18 protein-coding genes are annotated in these 17,407 nt (G+C 64.3%); 8 read left to right on the forward strand and 10 right to left on the reverse strand.

Annotated elements, in window-relative coordinates:
* Positions 1-116: 116 nt before the first annotated feature.
* The 4 genes from CIT40_RS28835 to CIT40_RS28850 all read right to left on the reverse strand — a co-directional run bounded on the left by CIT40_RS28835 (position 117) and on the right by CIT40_RS28850 (position 2,290).
* Entirely contained in the window at positions 117-869 is a 753-nt protein-coding gene (locus tag CIT40_RS28835) for a TetR/AcrR family transcriptional regulator (protein WP_094893379.1), read from the reverse strand.
* Positions 870-970: 101 nt separating this feature from the next.
* Positions 971-1,336 (reverse strand): YciI family protein, encoded by a 366-nt coding sequence (locus CIT40_RS28840; RefSeq protein WP_094893378.1) that lies wholly within the window; start codon positions 1,334-1,336, stop codon positions 971-973.
* 38 nt (positions 1,337-1,374) lie between these two features.
* Positions 1,375-1,788: a YciI family protein gene (locus CIT40_RS28845; protein WP_094893377.1), complete on the reverse strand. Its 414-nt coding sequence runs from the start codon at positions 1,786-1,788 to the stop codon at positions 1,375-1,377.
* 136 nt (positions 1,789-1,924) lie between these two features.
* The gene (locus CIT40_RS28850; RefSeq protein WP_094893376.1) at positions 1,925-2,290 is read right to left on the reverse strand and encodes a nuclear transport factor 2 family protein; all 366 of its coding nucleotides are present in this window, start codon (positions 2,288-2,290) and stop codon (positions 1,925-1,927) included.
* A 325-nt stretch (positions 2,291-2,615) separates the two neighbouring features.
* Here CIT40_RS28850 and CIT40_RS28855 point away from each other — a divergent pair, with 325 nt between their 5' ends.
* From CIT40_RS28855 to CIT40_RS28875, 5 genes are all read left to right on the forward strand, one after another.
* On the forward strand, positions 2,616-4,280 hold the full coding sequence (locus tag CIT40_RS28855) for a methyl-accepting chemotaxis protein (RefSeq protein WP_094893375.1): 1,665 nt from the start codon (positions 2,616-2,618) through the stop codon (positions 4,278-4,280).
* Between the two features lie 273 nt (positions 4,281-4,553).
* Entirely contained in the window at positions 4,554-4,889 is a 336-nt protein-coding gene (locus CIT40_RS28860) for a DUF2846 domain-containing protein (RefSeq protein WP_244611866.1), read from the forward strand.
* 58 nt (positions 4,890-4,947) lie between these two features.
* The gene (locus CIT40_RS28865) at positions 4,948-5,736 is read left to right on the forward strand and encodes an SDR family NAD(P)-dependent oxidoreductase (RefSeq protein WP_094893548.1); all 789 of its coding nucleotides are present in this window, start codon (positions 4,948-4,950) and stop codon (positions 5,734-5,736) included.
* A 141-nt stretch (positions 5,737-5,877) separates the two neighbouring features.
* A complete protein-coding gene (locus tag CIT40_RS28870; RefSeq protein WP_094893373.1) occupies positions 5,878-6,315 on the forward strand; it encodes a hypothetical protein in 438 nt (145 codons plus the stop codon).
* A gap of 403 nt (positions 6,316-6,718) precedes the next feature.
* Entirely contained in the window at positions 6,719-7,081 is a 363-nt protein-coding gene (locus CIT40_RS28875; protein WP_094893372.1) for a hypothetical protein, read from the forward strand.
* 111 nt (positions 7,082-7,192) lie between these two features.
* Here CIT40_RS28875 and CIT40_RS28880 read toward each other — a convergent pair whose 3' ends face one another.
* The 4 genes from CIT40_RS28880 to CIT40_RS28895 form a co-directional block, all read right to left on the reverse strand.
* Positions 7,193-7,606 (reverse strand): VOC family protein, encoded by a 414-nt coding sequence (locus CIT40_RS28880; RefSeq protein ID WP_094893371.1) that lies wholly within the window; start codon positions 7,604-7,606, stop codon positions 7,193-7,195.
* A 30-nt stretch (positions 7,607-7,636) separates the two neighbouring features.
* Complete coding sequence (locus tag CIT40_RS28885) at positions 7,637-8,176, reverse strand: SRPBCC family protein (protein WP_094893370.1); 540 nt, start codon at positions 8,174-8,176, stop codon at positions 7,637-7,639.
* Positions 8,177-8,295: 119 nt separating this feature from the next.
* Positions 8,296-9,597, reverse strand: a complete 1,302-nt coding sequence (locus CIT40_RS28890) for an RNA polymerase sigma factor (RefSeq protein WP_094893369.1) — start codon at positions 9,595-9,597, stop codon at positions 8,296-8,298.
* Entirely contained in the window at positions 9,594-9,962 is a 369-nt protein-coding gene (locus tag CIT40_RS28895; RefSeq protein WP_028140339.1) for a YciI family protein, read from the reverse strand. The genes CIT40_RS28890 and CIT40_RS28895 overlap by 4 nt, the downstream gene beginning before the upstream one ends.
* A gap of 145 nt (positions 9,963-10,107) precedes the next feature.
* On the opposite strand from CIT40_RS28895, the gene CIT40_RS28900 reads away from it, so the two are divergent.
* Complete coding sequence (locus tag CIT40_RS28900; protein ID WP_094893368.1) at positions 10,108-11,073, forward strand: 2-hydroxyacid dehydrogenase; 966 nt, start codon at positions 10,108-10,110, stop codon at positions 11,071-11,073.
* 112 nt (positions 11,074-11,185) lie between these two features.
* Complete coding sequence (locus CIT40_RS28905) at positions 11,186-13,153, forward strand: methyl-accepting chemotaxis protein (protein ID WP_162307724.1); 1,968 nt, start codon at positions 11,186-11,188, stop codon at positions 13,151-13,153.
* A gap of 183 nt (positions 13,154-13,336) precedes the next feature.
* Here the strand turns inward: CIT40_RS28905 and CIT40_RS28910 are convergent, their stop codons facing one another.
* The gene (locus CIT40_RS28910; RefSeq protein ID WP_094893367.1) at positions 13,337-13,999 is read right to left on the reverse strand and encodes a TetR/AcrR family transcriptional regulator; all 663 of its coding nucleotides are present in this window, start codon (positions 13,997-13,999) and stop codon (positions 13,337-13,339) included.
* 102 nt (positions 14,000-14,101) lie between these two features.
* On the opposite strand from CIT40_RS28910, the gene CIT40_RS28915 reads away from it, so the two are divergent.
* Positions 14,102-14,746 (forward strand): glutathione binding-like protein, encoded by a 645-nt coding sequence (locus CIT40_RS28915; RefSeq protein ID WP_094893366.1) that lies wholly within the window; start codon positions 14,102-14,104, stop codon positions 14,744-14,746.
* An 80-nt stretch (positions 14,747-14,826) separates the two neighbouring features.
* On the opposite strand, the gene CIT40_RS28920 is transcribed toward CIT40_RS28915, so the two are convergent.
* A complete protein-coding gene (locus tag CIT40_RS28920) occupies positions 14,827-16,977 on the reverse strand; it encodes a methyl-accepting chemotaxis protein (RefSeq protein WP_094893365.1) in 2,151 nt (716 codons plus the stop codon).
* Between the last annotated feature and the right edge of the window lie 430 nt (positions 16,978-17,407).

Below are 17,407 nucleotides of genomic sequence, written 5' to 3' on the forward strand. Positions count from 1 at the left end.
CCTTCTCCATGACGGCATCAGCCGTTGTGAATGTAAATAACATTTACATAGCTAGACCATCCCGTGATTTTGTCAAGCCGGCCGCCTGACACGCCCGCGTGATTATTTGCGCAATTTTATTTCGGCTTGCCCCAAGGACCACCCGGAGCACCGCCGGGCGGCCCGCCTGAACCGGAGGATGCCTCCGGCGGCACCGGCGGCGGCTCGGGCCCCCTGGGCGGAGGGCGGCGGTCGGTCGGGAAGCCGAGACCGCGCAGATAGATCAGCACCTCGGCCTCCAACAGCTCGTCCGGCGACATCGGCAGCTTTCGTCGCGCGGCGTCGCCGCGGGAGAACAGCGAGGCCACGCCGTGCGCCATCGACCAGATGTGCAGCGCCATCATCATCGCCGGCGGTCGCGGCGTGCCGGGCGGCGCCAGCGCCGCGAGCCGTTCGGCCGCGGCGCGAATGATGTTGAATGCGCGCTCGCTTGCGGCCTGCAGCGCGGGATTGGCATCGACCGGCAGGCCGGATTCGAACATCGCGTTGTAGAAGGCGGGCTCCTCGCGGGCGAAGGCGAGATAGGCCTTGCCGACCCGCTCGAAGGCCGTGACCGTGTCGGGGCGCCCGTCGTCCCAGGCCGCGGTCAGGCGCGCCTCGAACTGCTCGAAGCCGCGCTGGGCGATCGAGGACAACAGCTCGTCGCGGTCGCGGAAATGCCGGTACGGCGCCGCCGCGCTGACGCCGGCCATGCGGGCGGCATCGGCGAAGGTAAAGCCGGCCGCGCCCTTCTCGGCGATCAGCCCGAGAGCGGCCTGCAGAAGTGCTTCCTTCAGATTGCCGTGGTGATAGCCGCGCTCGGCGCGGCGCTGCTCCTTGCGCCAGCTCATGTGAACGATCTTTACATGAGCCGGGCGCGAAGGTCACTAGCAGGAATCGGGCGTGATTAACCCCATCCATCCCAAGGCGACGTCGGGGCCGTCGCGGCAAGTTACATCTGCGGAATCGGCAGAACGGGCATGACCTCGATCGCCTCACCCGGGAAGATTGCGAAATGCGGATGGTTCTCGAACAGTTTTGCCGCCTCTTCCTGCGAGGCAGCCCGCACCACCGTGAAGCCGGTCAGCGCGTTGCTGATCTCGGTGATGCCGCGTCCGTCGATCCTGCGGGTCTTGCCGAGCGGGCCGCCCATCTCGACGATGACGTCCTTGTGCTTTTCGACCCAGCCGTGCCAGGCGGCCATGCCCTCACGCTCTTTCGCCTTCCGTTCCGCCTCGGGCATCGCATGCCAGGCCTTCATTTTTTCGCCGCTCATGCTGCCGAGATAGACGGCGAGGAAATTGTGTTGCGTGCTCATCGGTCTCTCCGTTGTTGGGTCTTGTTGCAGCCGCGGTCTCATCGCGACCATTGCTTCAGGTCGCCAAACCCGGCGGCGGCGGCCTGCACCTCGGGCGGAAAGTCCGCCATCTCCTGAACCTGCCGGATCTCGATGATCTCGTTCGGCGCGGCCGGGCACTGTTTCGCCCAGTCAATCGCCTCGGCGCGCGAGGCAACCTCGATCATCCAATAGCCGCCCAGCACTTCCTTGGCTTCGGTGAATGGGCCGTCGGTGACCATGGGCTGGCCGGTCGCGAACGACACCCGCGCACCCATCGACGGCGGATGCAGGCCGTCGAGCGTGATCAGCACGCCCGCGTCCTTCAGCGCCTCGTTGTAGCGCATCATCGCCGCGACACGCTCGGGATCGAGCTGCACGTCCGCCGGCGCGGCCTCGTAGCCGAGCGGAATCATCAACATCATGAATCGCATGGGATCGTGTCCTGGCTTCTGCGTCGTTCCGGGATGCGCCGTGAGGCGAAGGCCCGCTTGCGTCCAAGACGAATGAACTCTCGTGGAACCGACATGCCTCCGCGGAAATAATCCGGAGGTGCCCAGCTCCCCGGCCCTAGCGCGGCTGCGGCAGGAAACGACCATCCTGCCGGGCAGCGCCGAAATAGACGTCGATGCGCCGGACCTTGCCGCCTGCGAAGGTGAGGAACTCCGTGTTGCGAAAACTCCTGCCATCCGTCGCAAGGCAAAGATAGGTGACGAAGGCCTCCTCGCCCCGGACGAAGATGCGCTCGATGTCATGCCGCGCGATCCAGCCGGTGTCGCCCCAACAGCGGTCGAAATAGGTTGCCTTGTCGAGGTCGTCGTCGAACGGGCTGGTGAAGCGGAAATCATCGGCCAATGCGTCGGCGACCCGCTGCCGGTCGTTGATGAGATAGGCCGCGAAGAGGTCTCGGATCAGGCGCTCGCAGTCGTCGGGCATCAATCGTCTCCGCAAGAAAGATTCAGTTGAAGACGGTTCACACCGGACCGCGCCGACACCGCGGCTCCGCCGACGCCGGCCTGAACTGGAAAAATATTTCGCTGAGCTCCGTAAAACCACGGGCCGCCCTTGTGAACTCCGACGTGCATATAGGCCAAGAACCGCTGTGAGTTGAAGGACATGAGCGATACACGTAGGATTACGGAAATCGGCCTTGCGACGACGCGTGCTTTACCGTTGCTCAAGAAGAGAATGCAACTTTTCAGCTGAGAGGAAACGGTATGGCAATTCTGCCGGTTCGCTGCTGAAGCATTGCGGAGCTCACGTGTTCAATTTCCAGAGCAAGAAGGTCAGGCACGCGGTCGCGGAGGTCGAGGCGCTCGACAGGTCGCAAGCCGTGATCGAATTCAGTCTCGACGGCACCATCCTCGATGCGAATGAAAACCTGCTCAAGATGAGCGGCTACACGTTGGCCGAGATCAAGGGCAAGCACCACAGCATCTTCGTCAGCCCCGCCGAGCGCGAGAGCGCGCGCTACCGCGACTTTTGGGCCAGCTTGAACCGCGGCGAGTTCCAGACCACGCAATACAAGCGTTTCGGCAAGGATGGCAGGGAAGTCTGGGTTCATGCGTCCTATGCGCCGCTGCGCGACGAGAACGGCAAGGTAGTCAGCTTCATCAAGTTCGCCACCGATATCACGGCGTACAAAATCAAGACCATGGAGGATTCCGGCAAGATCGCCGCGATCAACCGCGCGCAGGCCGTGATCGAGTTCAACATGGACGGCACCATCGTCACCGCGAACGAGAACTTCTTGAACGCGATGGGCTACGCGCTCGACGAGATTAGGGGCAAGCATCACAGCATGTTCGTGACATCAGAAGATCGCGCGAGTGCCGGCTATGCCGCGTTCTGGGCCAAGCTGAACCGTGGCGAGTTCGAGGCGGCCGAATACAAGCGGCTCGCCAAGGGCGGCAAGGAAATCTGGATCATCGCCACCTACAATCCGATCCTCGACGAGACCGGGAAGCCGTTCAAGGTGGTCAAGTTCGCAACCGACGTCACTGCGCAGAAGATGAAGGCGGCCGACAATGACGGTCAGCTCGCCGCGATCCAGAAATCGCAGGCGGTGATCGAGTTCAACATGGACGGCACGATCCGCACCGCCAACGAGAATTTCCTCAAGGCGATGGGCTATTCGCTGGCGGAGATCAAGGGTCAGCACCACTCCATGTTCGTCGAGCCGAACGAGCGGAATTCGCCGGCTTATCGCCAGTTCTGGGAGACTCTCAACCGCGGCGAATACCAGGCCGCCGAATACAAGCGCATCGCCAAGGGCGGACGGGAGATCTGGATCCAGGCGTCCTACAATCCGATCTTCGACCTCAACGGCAGGCCCTACAAGGTGGTGAAATATGCCACCGACATCACCGCGCAGGCGATCGGCCGCAAAAAGGCCGACAACGCGCGCGGGCTGATCGAGGCGGTCGCTGCCGGCAGCGAACAGATGAGCGCCTCGATCCGCGAGATCTCCGAGACCATGGCGAAGTCGCGCGAGAATTCCAAGGTCGCGACCAACCGGGTCGAAGCCGCCGACGGCCAGGCCCAGCGGCTGACCGCGGCCGCGCAGGCCATGAGCGGCATCGTCGAGATGATCGCCGGCATCACCAGCCAGATCAACCTGCTCGCGCTGAACGCCACGATCGAATCGGCGCGCGCGGGCGAAGCCGGCCGCGGCTTTGCGGTGGTGGCCTCAGAGGTGAAGACCCTGGCGAATCAGGCCAAGCAGGCGACCGACACCATCACGTCCGAGATCGATGCGCTCAACACCATCTCCGGCGATGTCGCCAGCTCCCTGACTGCGATCAAGGCCGCGATCGCCGGCGTCAACGAGTTCATCGCCTCGACCGCCGCAGCAGTCGAGGAGCAGAGCATCGTGACGTCGGATATGTCGGCCAATATGCAGCGCGCCTCGGCGGAATTGGCCTGACGGCTTCCACGGGATTCCCGGGATCGCTGGGCGAAAAGCGATTGCGCAATCAATGCGTGTATGCCTAATTACGCCCGTGGGGGCGAGGAAGCAGCGCGGCGATTGCTAGCCGTTCGATGTTTGCCGCCGATCTTGGAGCTGGGCGCTCCGATATTGGGACGGGGGAATATGAGGTCGAAAATCGGGGCTTTGCCCCTGTTGCTTGTTGGGTTTTTATTGGCGAGTTGTGCAAGCCCTCGGGGCCTCGATGAGCCAGCCTTCCAACTGCCGCCAATGAAGCCCGGCCTCGGCCGCGTCTACTTCACCAGACCCGGCGAATTTGTCGGATCGGCGGTCCAGCCCGAGATCCGGATGAACAACGAAGTCGTGGGCCGGTCCGTACCCGGCGGGTTCACTTTTGTCGACCGTCCCCCGGGAAAATACGTCGTGACGACGACAACCGAAGTCGAGAACGCGGTGACGTTCCAATTGTCGGCCGGCGAGTCCAAATACATCAAGACGGCCGTGACACCCGGAATCCTGGTCGGCCATGTCACGCCGACGCTGGAATTTCCGGAGCAGGGACAATCCGACATCAACCGCCTCAGATATGTCGGGCCCAAGTTCTGATCGCTTGCGCAGGGCCGACTAAGCTGCCATGCCGCGGGTTCGCGCAAAGGACCTCGCCATGACACCGTCGCATCCCAAAGTCGCCCTCGTCACCGGAGCCGCGCGCGGCATCGGGCTTGCGACCGCAAAAAAGTTCCTGGCCGAGGGCTGGCGCGTGGCGCTGCTCGACATCGAGGGCGAGTTGCTCGGCCGGGCGGTCGCCGACATCGACCAAAGCGGGATGACGCTGGCGCTGACCTGCGACGTCTCGGACTCGGCCGCGGTGAGCGATGCAATGGAAGCGGTCGAGCGCCGGTTCGGCCGGCTGGATGCACTGGTCAACAATGCCGGCATCGCGGTGTTCGCGCCGCTGATGGAAACGTCCGAAACCGATTGGCGCCGCGTGCTCGAGGTCAATCTCACCGGCCCGTTCCTCTGCACCAAGGCGGCCGTGCCGCTGATGCGCGAGGGGCATGGCGGCGCCATCGTCAACATCACCTCGATCTCGGCGGTGCGCGCCTCGACGCTGCGCTCGGCCTACGGCACCAGCAAGGCCGGGCTCGCGCACCTGACCAAGCAGCTCGCGGTCGAACTCGCCTCCCTTAACATCCGCGTCAACGCGGTGGCGCCTGGGCCGGTCGATACGGCGATGGCGAAGCAGGTGCACACCAAGGAAATCCGCGCCGACTATCACGACGCGATTCCGCTTAACCGCTACGGACTGGAGGAGGAGCTCGCGGAAGCGATCTACTTCCTGTGTTCCTCAAATGCCAGCTACATCACCGGACAAATTTTGGCCGTGGATGGCGGTTTCGATGCGGCAGGCATCGGCCTGCCGACGCTGCGCGGTCAGCGCCGCAACGGCTAGGCACGGAAATTGTAGGTACGGAATCGCAGGGTGGATTGGCCGCAGGCGTCATCCACCTCTTTGTGACTGCCGGAACGAGATAGAGGGCGGGTTACGCCTACGGCTGACCCACCCGACAATAGCGAGTTCGTGGAGAGCTTCATGCGGCGTATCAGCTGCCTCAACGCCTTGGTGCTGGCATCCGCGCTGCTCGCCACCGCGCCTGCGTCAGCCGAAATCCGCATCATCCAGTCTCCGGGCGGACAGGTCGGGCCGTTTCTCGATCTGTTCGAGAAGGTGCGCGAGAGCGGCGAGCGCGTGGTGATCGACGGTCCCTGCCTGTCTGCTTGCACGCTGGTGCTGAGCATCGTGCCGGGCGAGCGCATCTGCGTCACCAAGCGCGCGGTGCTCGGCTTCCATGCGGCGCGTTCGGTAGACCGGCGCGGGCGCTTTTATGCAGAACCGGAAGCATCGGTCGCGGTGCTTGCCGCCTATCCCGGCCCCGTGCGCGACTGGATCAGCCGCCGCGGCGGCCTGAGCTCGCGGTTGCTCCTGCTCAAAGGGCGAGATCTCGCCGCGATCTACCCGCGCTGCCGCTGAGGAACCCAGTCATCACGGTTTGGCCAGCTTCAATAGAGAGTCTGGATCATCGGCGCCAGCTTCATGCTGGCGCAGATGAGCATCCCCCAAAGAGCAAAATTGATCTGTAGCGCCGCCGCCATCGGTCGCTCCCCTTCCAAGTGACGTCCATCCCAATTTGAAGCTTTTATGAATCACGAATAGCGATTCTGACGTGCAGATCACAGCCCAATTTTGCGTCAATTGTTGTGCGATGCAGTCCGCAGGGTTTCACGAAGCGGCCTCACTGCGCCCGCAAAGTGATGCGATTCGTGAGTTCATTCCCTCGGCCATGCCGGCCCATCGGTTTGCCTTGAGTTCCATTTGATCGACGCAGGTTCTCCACACGGAGCCTGCGGATCGTGCACCGAATTCTGGATCCGGCATGATGCGACACGGCTTCATCTTGCTCGCCTTCTGCACGGCGCTGCTTGGCTGCGCAGTCGCACCGGCGCAGGAGCGTCGCCCGATCGCATGGGATGGCCTCGGCCAGGACCCCAACAAAGTATCGAACCGCCCGCATGTCGCGAAGCGGCGCGCGACGAGCCCCGCGCCCGCGGCAGGTGATCCCAATCGGGAACGGGAACGCGTGCTAGGCACCTTGCGGCCATATTCGGAGGCGTGGTGGGCGGTCCATGACGAGATCGAAGCGGAGAACGACAAGCGGCTCGGCACCAAGCTCGTGATCTGCCCTCGCTGCGTTCAGGCGCCGCAGCAAGGCGAGGACGTGACCGGATCGATCCGTTGAGCGAGCTCGCGACAGATCCGGGTGCGGCGCGATAAATTCAAGCGTCCCCTCTCCCACAACGCTGGAGAGAGGGGATCGCAACTCATTCGTTCATGCAGGCGGTCGCGCCTGTCACATTCCTTCGGCCGGGCAGTTCACCATCCAGGGAATCCCGAACTTGTCGACGCACATGCCAAAGCCCTTGGCCCAGAACGTCTTGCTGAAGGGCATGGTGACGGATCCGCCGTCGGCGAGCGCGTTGAACTTGCGCTCGCCCTCAGCGGTATCCTTGACCGTGAGCGAGATCGAAAAGCCTTGAGCCTTGTTGAAATGCTCCGGCGGCGCATCGGAGGCCATCAATACGCTGCCGTCGGGCAGCGACATCCGCGCATGCATGATCGTCTTCTCACGGCCGGGCGCGGCGGGCATGTCCGGCGGCGCCTCCGATGACCGCATCATCGCATCGATCTTGCCGCCGAGCGTCTTGGCGTAGAAGTTGAACGCCGCTTCGCAATTGTCCTGATAGAACAGATAGGGGTTGAGCATCGTTTCTCTCCTCTTCGTTTGCAGTGAGGCTCATTGCTTCTCGGTGAGCTTCTTCAGGCCGGCGAGGCCGGCCTCGAAATCCTTGCCGATCATGCTGTCCATGTTGATGAACACCTGCATGACCTTGGACAGGAACGGGGCCGGACCTGACATCGCCCATGTCACCAGTGTGGCATCGCCTTGCGGCACAAAGGTGAACTCGGCCGTGTTGTGGCCTTCGAACGGACGTTCGAAGTCGAGCTTGATGCGGAGCTTTGACGCGGGATTCGCCTCGAGGATCTCCATGTGGCCGGCGCCGACATTGTTGTTGCCGTCCCAGGCGTAGGTCGCGCCCTTCCCTGCCGCAGTTCCACCGAAGGTGCGCTTCATGGCGGGATCGCGGCCCTCATAGGGCGACCAAGCGGTCCAGCGATGGAAATCGGCGACCTGCGGGTAGATCGCGCCCGGCGGCGCCTTGACCGCGAGGCTGCGCTCGACGCGAAAGGTGTCGGGTTTGGTCAGAGCAACGGCGAGGACGCCCGCGATTCCAACGGCGAGCACGACGGCGATGATGGCAATGGCTTTCAACATGAGGGGCTCCGTGGATACGGGCTAAGGACGAACGGAGACGGCGGGGGCCGACAAGGCGGAACGATTCTTTTCGTCATGGCCGGCTTGTCCCGGCCATGACGGCGGACAGGGTCCGCGCCTCACGTCGCCTTCGCGCCCTGCCTGGCGCCGCCATCGGCCTGCCTCGGCTGGCTGTCCCGGATCAGGCGATCGATGTGCATGCGGATGTGGGCGGCTTCTGCGGAGGTGTTGGCAAGCGCGATGGCGCGATCGAAGGCGACGCGGGCTTCGTCGTTGCGGCCGAGCTGCATCAGGAAGGCGCCGCGCACGCCGTAGAAATGGAAATAGTTGGCGAGCTTCGGGGCGAGCGGCTCGATCAGATCGAGCGCGGCCTGCGGCCCGCGCACCTTGGCGACCGCGACCGCGCGGTTGAGCGTCACCACAGGAGACGGCTGCACGACCTCGAGCGCGCCGTAGAGCAGGTCGATCTGCACCCAGTCGGTCTCCTCCGGCGTCGCCGCGCGGGCATGCAGCGCGGCGATCGCGGCCTGGATCTGATAGGGCCCGCTGCGGCGATGACGCATCGCCTTGTCGATCAACGCCAGCCCTTCCGCGATCATGGTGCCGTTCCACAGCGAACGGTCCTGGTCGTCCAGCAGGATCAGCGAGCCGTCCGCGGCAAAGCGCGCGGCGCTGCGCGCATGCTGCAGCAAGCTGAGCGCCGTGAGCCCCATGATCTCCGGCTCGCTCGGAAACAGCCTGAGCAGCAGGCGCCCCAGCCGGATCGCCTCCTCGCAGAGCGGCTTGCGGATCTCCGCGGTGTCGCCGCTCGCCGAATAGCCCTCGTTGAAGATCAGATAGATCATCGCCGCGACACCGGCGAGCCGCTCGGAGCGCTCGATTGCGCCGGGCGCTTCGAACGGCGTCCCGGCCTCCGCAACCTTCGCCTTGGCGCGGGTGATGCGCTGCTCCATCGCCGCGTCCGAGACCAGGAACGCGCGCGCGATCTGCTTCACGGTAAGGCCGGAGACGATGCGAAGCGCCAGCGCGATCTGCTGCGTCGCCGGCAATTGCGGATGGCAGCAGATGAACATCAGCCGCAGGATGTCGTCGCGGTAGTGCGAGCCGTCCAGCCGTTCGGCCAGCGCGCCTTCGGCGTCGTCGAGATCGGAGATCGCCTGGTCGTCCTCCGGCAGCGGCTGCTGCTTGCGGGTGCGGCGCACCTCGTCGATGGCGGCATTGCGGCCGACCATGATCAGCCAGGCCGCAGGATCGCGCGGCGGCCCGTTCTGCGGCCAGGTCTTCAGCGCGCGCAGGGAGGCGTTCTGGAACGCCTCCTCGGCGGTATCGAGATCACGGAAATAACGCAGCAGCGCGCCGACCGCCTGGGGCCGCGCCGAGGTCAGCGCGGTCTCGATCCAGCCGGTGTCGGCTTCGCTCACGTCAGGTTTCCCCCGGGCCGGAATACGCCGACGGGACGCACCTCGTAAGCACCGCCGGGATTGGCAGCACCAAGATCGCGCGCGACGTCGAGCGCCTCGTCGAGATTCTTGCAGTCGACGATGTAGAAGCCGAGCAACTGCTCCTTGGTCTCGGCATAGGGGCCGTCGAGCACCAGCGGCGGGTCTTCCTTGCGCAAGGTCGCCGCCGCCGTGGTCGGCAGCAGCCGCGCCACCGGCCCGAGCCGGCCCTGCTGGGTGAGCTTCTCCTGCACCACGGCGAGCTTCTTCATCACGGCCTCGTCCTGCTCCTTGCTCCAGGAGCCGACGAAGTCCTCATCGTGATAGCAAAGAATGGCGTAAAGCATAGGCGGCACTTTCCTCGAACGCTTGATTTGAAGACGCGCCAATATGCCCCGCCCCGACAGCGCTGCGGAAATAATTTGCAGGAAAAGTCCGGCAGATCATGCCAAGGAGAGCTTTTGTAAGCGGAACCCCGACGAGGCACTTCGAATGACCAAAGGCACCCTGGCCGTCCTGATCAACAGCACGCAGCAGAACTGGCTGCCGGAGCGCTGGAAGGCCCGGTTCGAGGCGGTCGGCGGCGGCCGTCGCGTGGTGCTGCTGCCGGATTCCACGCTCGATCCCGCCGAGGTGCACTATGCCACGGTGTGGAAGCCGGTGCCGGGCGACCTCGGCGCCTTTCCCAATCTGCGGGCGATCTTCAATCTCGGCGCCGGCGTCGACGCGCTGATGGCGGACAAGAGCCTGCCTGACGTGCCGCTGGTGCGCGTCGCCGTGCCCGACCTGACCGGCCGCATGACCGAATATGTGGTGCTGCACGTGCTGATGCACCACCGCCAGGAGCTCTATTTGCGGGACTCGCAGCGAGTGAAGCGCTGGGAGCCCCGATATCAATGGCCGGCGAGCGCGGTTACGGTCGGCGTCATGGGATTGGGAACGCTCGGCGCGGATGCCGCCGACGTGCTGCGCCGGCTCGGCTTCCGTGTCGCCGGCTGGAGCCGCAGCCCGCGCGCGATCGACGGCGTCGAATGCTTCCATGGCACCGCTGGCATGGATACGTTCCTGCGCAAGACCGACATCCTGGTCAGCCTGCTGCCGCTGACGCCGGAGACGCACGGCATCCTCAACCGCGACGTCTTCACCAGGCTCAACCGCAGCAGCCCGCTCGGCGCGCCGGTGCTGATCAATGCCGGCCGCGGCGGTTTGCAGAACGAAGCCGACATCCTGGCCTGCCTCGACGACGGCACGCTGGGCGCCGCCTCCCTCGACGTCTTCGTGCAGGAGCCGCAGCCCGATGACAGCCGGTTCTGGACCCACCCCAAGGTGGTGCTGACGCCGCACAACGCCGCCGATACGGATGCGGATGCGATCTCGGCCTACGTCGCCGAGCAGATCGCGCGTTTCGAGGCCGGTGGTGCACTGGAGAATGTGGTGGACCGGGCCAGGGGATACTAGGCCACACGCCGTCGCCTCATTCCCAGCGGCACAACTGCCGGTACCCCGTTCATCCTCTCTTAGCGAGAAGTTGATAAGCGTCCTTCATCAACTCTCAACGAACGAGTCGGACATGCGCGCGAGTCTCGGCCTCAGGATGCGGATTACGGTTGCCCTCGCGGCGACCGCGGCGGCGACCGCCCTGTTCGCCGTGCTCGGGGCGATGTGGATCATCGCGGGAATCATCGACCGCGCCGATCAGCGCGAGCTGCGCAGCCATTACGATGCCCTGCTGTCGCGGATCGCGGAGGAGTCGCATCGCGCCGCCGCCATGAGCACGGTTGTGGCCGCGATGCCGGCGACGCAGGACGCGATGGCCAAACAAGACCGCAACGCCCTGGTCGGGCTGTTCGGGCCGGTGTTCGCCGCGACCAAATCGGAATACGGTGTCGAGCAGTTCCAGTTCCATGTGGCACCGGCGACCTCGTTCCTGCGCGTGCACCAGCCCGCCAAATTCGGCGACGATCTTTCCGGCTTCCGCAAGACCGTTCTGGTCGCCAATCAGGAGCACAAGGTCGTGGTCGGCCTCGAGGGCGGCGTGGCCGGGCTCGGCATCCGCGGCGTGGTGCCGATCGCGCAAGGGGCCAAGCATCTCGGCTCGGTCGAATTCGGCCTGACCTTCGGCCAATCCTTCCTCGACGATTTCAAGACCAACCGCCACATCGACGTCGCCTTCCACCTCGCCGACGGCTCCGGCTTCAAGCTGTTCGGCGGCACGCTGAAGGGCAAGAGCTTCTTCGACGCCGCCGATTACGGCCACGCCACCGCAGGCAGCTTCACCGTGAAGCAGGCCAAGCTCGACAGCACGCCGGTCGCAGCGCTGCTCGGACCGATCAAGGACTTCTCCGGAAAGCCGCTCGGAGCCGTCGAGCTGGTGATGGACAATGCCGATTACGAAGCCTCGGCCGACCGCGCCTGGATGCTCGCAATCGGCATCGCCGCGCTCGGGTTGCTGCTGGCAGGGATCGTCGGCTATCTCATTGCCCGCAGCATCTCGCGCCCGATCCTCTCCATCACGTCGGTCATGCGCGAGCTAGCCGACGGCCGGACCGACGTCACTATCCCCGCCAGCAAGGCCAACGACGAAGTCGGGGCAATGGTGAAGGCGGTCGCGGTGTTCCGCGACAACGCCGTCAATTTCGGCAAGCTCCAGGCCGAGCAGCTGGAGGCCAAGGCGCAGTCCGAGGCGGAGAAGCGGCGCGCCTTCGCCGCGCTTGCCGACAATTTCGAGGCCAGCATCCGCGACGTCGTCACCACGGTGTCCTCGGCTGCGGTCGAGATGGAGCATACGGCGCGGTCGATGTCGGCCATCGTCGAACAATCCCGACAGCAGACGCGCGCGGTGTCGTCGGCCTCGACACTGGCCTCGGAGAACGTGCAGACCGTCGCGGCGGCGGCGGAAGAGCTGTCCTCCTCGATGACCGAGATCAGCCGGCGCCTCGCCCACGCCACCGAGGTGGTCGGCAAGGCCGCGAGCGACGGACGGCAGTCGAATGCACGCGTACAGAGCCTGGCCGAGGCCGCGCAGAAGATCGGCGACGTCGTCTCCTTCATCAGCGGCATCGCCGGCCAGACCAACCTGCTGGCGCTGAACGCGACCATCGAAGCGGCGCGCGCGGGCGAAGCCGGCCGCGGCTTTGCCGTGGTCGCTTCCGAAGTCAAGGCGCTGGCGACGCAGACGGCGAAGGCGACCGAGGAGATCGGGGCACAGGTCACGGCGGTGCAGGGCGAGACATCAGGCGCGGTTGACGGCATTCAGTCGATCTGCGCGACGATCCAGCAGGTGGACGAGATCTCCGCCGCGATCGCTGCGGCCGTCGGCCAGCAGGGTACGGCGACGCAGGAGATCGCACAGAACGTCCAGCAGGCGGCCGCCCGCACCGGCGAGGTCTCGCAGAACATCTCCGGTGTCACGGCCGGCATCGCCGCGACGGGCACAGCGGCCGAGGAAGTGCTGGGTTCGGCGATCGAGCTGTCGAAGCAGTCGCAGCGGCTGCGGGACGAAGTGGATCGCTTCCTCGCGCAGATCCGAGCGGCGTAGTCGGGACGCGGGATCGCTGCCGCCTCTCGCTGTCGTCCCTGCGAACGCAGGGATCCATACCGCGTGATGCAATCGGTAGCGCAGGGTCGCAGTACCAAAGACTCTTCGACTCCTAGTCTTCGCCAGACTACTGCTGCGGCGTACGGGTCCCGGATCTGCGCTCACGCTTGTCCGGGACGACAACTAGGATTTGGCTCCCACCATCACATCGATCGCACCCTTCACGATCGCCTCCAGCTCTTTGCGCGGCACGCGCGCGCGGGAACGGATGGCGATGGTGTGCACCGTTGCTGATGCGATCTGCGCCAGCACCGCCGGCTCAGCGCTCTCCGGCAATTCACCCTTCTCCTTCGCGCGGCGGAAGCAATTCGCAAAGGCCTTGTCGAGCTCGGTGAGCCCGTCGAGCACCATGGCTCGGATCTCGGGATCGCCGACGGCTTCGGAAGCTGCCGTCACCACCGTGAAGCAGCCGCGCGGGCCGGTCTCGCCGGACAGATAGATGTTCAGCGCTGAGGCGAAGATGCGCTCCAGCCGCTGGCGCACCGGCATCTCCTCGCGGAAGATTGCGGACATGGATGCCCGCGCTTCCTCGCGGTAGCGCTGATAGCTCTTGATGTAGAGCTCGCGCTTGTCGCCGAAGGCACCATACAGGCTCGGCCGATTCATCCCGGTCGCTTCGCTGAGATCATCGAGCGAGGTCGCGGCAAACCCCTGCCTGCGGAACAGATCCAGCGCCTTGCCGAGCGCAACCTCGGGCTCGTAGGCGCGCGGGCGGCCGCGGCGCTTGGGCTGGCCGCGGCCCTCGGGCTCATTGGCGGCAGCTGGCGGTTTTGACTTTTGTACCATTTCGCAAATAATCCTTGACCGGGTTCATATTATGCAAGATGGTACAAAAATCAATCTGGCCAGGTTGAGCGAAACCTCAAGAATTGCCCAAGGAGGCTACAGATGGATCTCTATTTCTCGCCGCTCGCCTGTTCGATGGCAACACGCGTCGCGCTATACGAAGCCGGTGCCGAGGCGAACTATCTCGAGGTCGACCCGTCGACCAAGACGGTGCTGAGCGACGGCTCCGACTTCCGCGCCGTCAATCCGATCGGCCTGGTGCCGACGCTGCGCACCGACGAGGGCGTGATCCTGACCGAGAACGCCGCGATCCTGCAATACGTCGCCGACCGCTTCCCGCAATCGGGGCTCGGTGCGGCGGAGGGCATCGATCGCACGCGGCTGCATCAATGGCTGTGCTTCACCGGCACCGAGTTGCACAAGGGGCTGTTCGTGCCCGTGCTCGACCGCAGGGCGCCGCAGGAAGCGAAGGCCTATGTGCTGGAGAGAAACCTGTCGCGGCTCGACTATCTCGACAATTACCTGAAGGGGCGCGACTTCCTGCTCGACCATTTCAGCGTCGCTGACGCCTACCTCGTCACGGTCATCAACTGGACCATGGCGACGCCGCCGATCGAACTGGCGAAATGGCCGAACGTCAAGGCCTATTACGAACGCCTGCGTCAGCGGCCGTCGGTCGCGAAGGCGGTTGCGGAAGAGTTCGAACTGTACAAGGCAGAGCTCGCGCGCAAGAAGGCGGCGGCATAGACGAACGCTGCCTTGCGCCGTCGATCCAGTCGTTGTCCCCTCGAACGCGGGACAACGACTTGCAACAGATCGGCGTCCGCTCAAGCGGCCCTGACACTGTCGAGAAAGCGACCGACTTCCGTTCGCAGCCGGTTACTGTCGCTTGAAAGCGCTTGCGCCGCGTCGAGCACCTGCGCGGAGGCAGAGCCTGTTTCGGAGGCGCCACGCTGGACGTCGCTGATGTTCGACGAGACCTGATGCGTGCCTTGAGCAGCCTGCTGGACATTGCGCGCAATCTCCTGGGTCGCCGCGCCCTGCTCCTCGACCGCCGCCGCGATGGTCGAGGAGATCTCCGACAAGGACTTGATCGTGCTGCTGATCATCTTGATGGCGTTGACCGAATCCTGAGTGGCGCCCTGAATGCCGGCGATCTGCTGGGAGATCTCGCCGGTCGCCTTGGCGGTCTGCTCGGCCAGGGCCTTCACTTCGGAGGCCACGACGGCAAAACCACGGCCGGCTTCGCCGGCCCGCGCGGCCTCGATCGTTGCGTTCAGTGCGAGCAGATTGGTCTGGCCCGCGATCGTGTTGATGAGCTCCACGACGTCGCCGATCCGGGCTGCCGCAATGGAGAGTTCGCCGACCTTCTGATCGGTCAGGCGGGCCTGCTCCACCGCCTCGTTGGCCATCCGCGCCGACTCTTGAACCTGGCGGCCGATTTCGTTGACGGAGGACGACAGCTCTTCCGTCGCACTCGCGACGGATTGCACGTTGGTGGACGCTTCTTCGGAAGCCGCAGCGACCATCGTCGCAAGCTTCTCGCCGCGCTCCGCGGTCGAGGTCAGCGTGTTGGCCGAGGCCTCAAGCTCGGTCGAGGCCGAGGACACGGTTTCGATGATCTCGCCCACCGCGCTTTCGAAGCTGCCGGCCAGCTTGATCATCTCGACCTTGCGCTCGGCAGCCGACCGCCTTTGCGTCGCGCCGAGCTCATCGCGGTCGAATCGGACGCTCGCCTGCAACGTCTGCAGGTTTCTGAGCGCGACACCGAGTTCGTCGTCCCGTTCGACGACGATGCGGTTGTCGAGCTTGCCGGCGTTGACGCTCAGCATCGCATCATTGAGCCGCTGGAGCGGGCGCACGATGGCGCGAATGGTCTGACGGCTGAGGAGCCCAGCGACGGTGATGCTGAGGGCCAGGAGCGTCAAGGCAATGCCGATCAGCCAGCCATACTCGTATGTCGCCGCATCGTACTCCGCCTTGGCCTCCCTGATCTGAATTTCCACCAGCTTGTCAAGATCGGCCTTGGCCGCGTCGTACAGCTCGCGGGCTGGGCCCGCGAGGGCGGCAGCAAGCTCCACGTACTTCTGCTGCGATAGCAGCGACAGCGCCGGCTTCAATCCTTTCTCGACATAGTTCACTCGCTTCGGCGTAAAGGTATCGGCGACACCCTTTTCTTCAGGCGTGAGATAAGTTGCCACGTATTCGGACCAGACCTTGCCGACCTTGTCCAGATTGGCACCGACCCTGGTCGCAACCTCACCGACGGGCTTTCCGGCTGCGCCGTTGGAGGCGGCTTCGAACAGCAGCGCCGTATTGTCCCTCATTCGGTCATTGATCTCGAAGAGCTGTGCGAGCGGAAGCGCCCGATCCTCGTAGATCGATTTCATCCTGATATTGCTCTCGCGCGTGCCCAGCAGGCCCGCGCCTCCAATCGCCAGGAGCAAGAACAGCAGGGCTGCGACAAGGGTGACAAGGCGCGCATTCAGCGTACCGTTGAAAATGGCAAGTCGGTCGAGCAGCGAACGTCGCCGAATGACGCCGGCATCCAGCCGATAAGCGTGTGCCCGGTTCTCGCGGATCATCGCGTACACCTGCTCCGCCTCGGCGCGCTGATCCGCCGGCAACTTGGTGCGGATGGAGCTATAGCCGACGATCTGCCCGTTCTCCCGAATGGGAGAGGCGGTTGCCAACACCCAGTAGAAGTCCCCGTTCTTGCGCCGGTTCTTCACGGCACCGGACCACGGCTTGCCCTGCTGGAGCGTCGCCCACAGATTTTCGAAGGCTGCTGACGGCATGTCCGGATGGCGGATGATGTTGTGGGCCTGCCCCATCAACTCGGCTTCAGAAAATCCGGAAGCGTCGACGAACTGATCGTTGAAGTAGGTCAGCTTCCCTTTCGTATCGGTGCGGGAAACGATCAGCATATCATCGGTAACCGGATATTCGACGGCCGTGACCGGAAGATTGGTCCGCATGGGAGCCTCCAAATGGTATTCGCGAAAATCGAACCTATGAACTTCAAGTAAGCGCCGAAGCATTTAATTTGCCTAAATGAAAGGCATCGATCCGATCAGTAGAATTACCTTCGAGTCACGGTTTTCGGCAAAAACGCATCCAATACGGGATACCGCAGAGCAGCAGCCACCGCAGGACGGTCAAGCTCGGCTCGCAATGTCGCACGCGGTCGCGCGCAGACAGTTCTGATCGCAGCAGTGTTGCAGCGCGTCTGGTTCGCAACTCGCCGTTAGCACGCGCGGTAAAATCGCGACGGCGTAGGATGGGTAGAGTGAAGCCAAACCCATCCATGATCTCTACGATGAAACACGATGGGTTTCGCAAGTGCTCTACCCATCCTGCGTATTCGCGGACATACCTTCGCATCCTCGCGGCGTGTTTCGCCCGAGC

The organism is Bradyrhizobium amphicarpaeae (assembly GCF_002266435.3).
Classification (GTDB): domain Bacteria; phylum Pseudomonadota; class Alphaproteobacteria; order Rhizobiales; family Xanthobacteraceae; genus Bradyrhizobium; species Bradyrhizobium amphicarpaeae.

Coding starts and splice junctions, on each gene's coding strand:
- CIT40_RS28875 (WP_094893372.1), top strand. CDS start 6,719: ATGATGCGACACGGCTTCATCTTGCTCGCCTTCTGCACGGCGCTGCTT.
- CIT40_RS28850 (WP_094893376.1), bottom strand. CDS start 2,290: ATGCCCGACGACTGCGAGCGCCTGATCCGAGACCTCTTCGCGGCCTAT.
- CIT40_RS28840 (WP_094893378.1), bottom strand. CDS start 1,336: ATGAGCACGCAACACAATTTCCTCGCCGTCTATCTCGGCAGCATGAGC.
- CIT40_RS28835 (WP_094893379.1), bottom strand. CDS start 869: ATGAGCTGGCGCAAGGAGCAGCGCCGCGCCGAGCGCGGCTATCACCAC.
- CIT40_RS28845 (WP_094893377.1), bottom strand. CDS start 1,788: ATGCGATTCATGATGTTGATGATTCCGCTCGGCTACGAGGCCGCGCCG.
- CIT40_RS28900 (WP_094893368.1), top strand. CDS start 10,108: ATGACCAAAGGCACCCTGGCCGTCCTGATCAACAGCACGCAGCAGAAC.
- CIT40_RS28870 (WP_094893373.1), top strand. CDS start 5,878: ATGCGGCGTATCAGCTGCCTCAACGCCTTGGTGCTGGCATCCGCGCTG.
- CIT40_RS28865 (WP_094893548.1), top strand. CDS start 4,948: ATGACACCGTCGCATCCCAAAGTCGCCCTCGTCACCGGAGCCGCGCGC.
- CIT40_RS28895 (WP_028140339.1), bottom strand. CDS start 9,962: ATGCTTTACGCCATTCTTTGCTATCACGATGAGGACTTCGTCGGCTCC.
- CIT40_RS28880 (WP_094893371.1), bottom strand. CDS start 7,606: ATGCTCAACCCCTATCTGTTCTATCAGGACAATTGCGAAGCGGCGTTC.
- CIT40_RS28905 (WP_162307724.1), top strand. CDS start 11,186: ATGCGCGCGAGTCTCGGCCTCAGGATGCGGATTACGGTTGCCCTCGCG.
- CIT40_RS28920 (WP_094893365.1), bottom strand. CDS start 16,977: ATGCGGACCAATCTTCCGGTCACGGCCGTCGAATATCCGGTTACCGAT.
- CIT40_RS28860 (WP_244611866.1), top strand. CDS start 4,554: ATGAAGCCCGGCCTCGGCCGCGTCTACTTCACCAGACCCGGCGAATTT.
- CIT40_RS28885 (WP_094893370.1), bottom strand. CDS start 8,176: ATGTTGAAAGCCATTGCCATCATCGCCGTCGTGCTCGCCGTTGGAATC.
- CIT40_RS28910 (WP_094893367.1), bottom strand. CDS start 13,999: ATGGTACAAAAGTCAAAACCGCCAGCTGCCGCCAATGAGCCCGAGGGC.
- CIT40_RS28915 (WP_094893366.1), top strand. CDS start 14,102: ATGGATCTCTATTTCTCGCCGCTCGCCTGTTCGATGGCAACACGCGTC.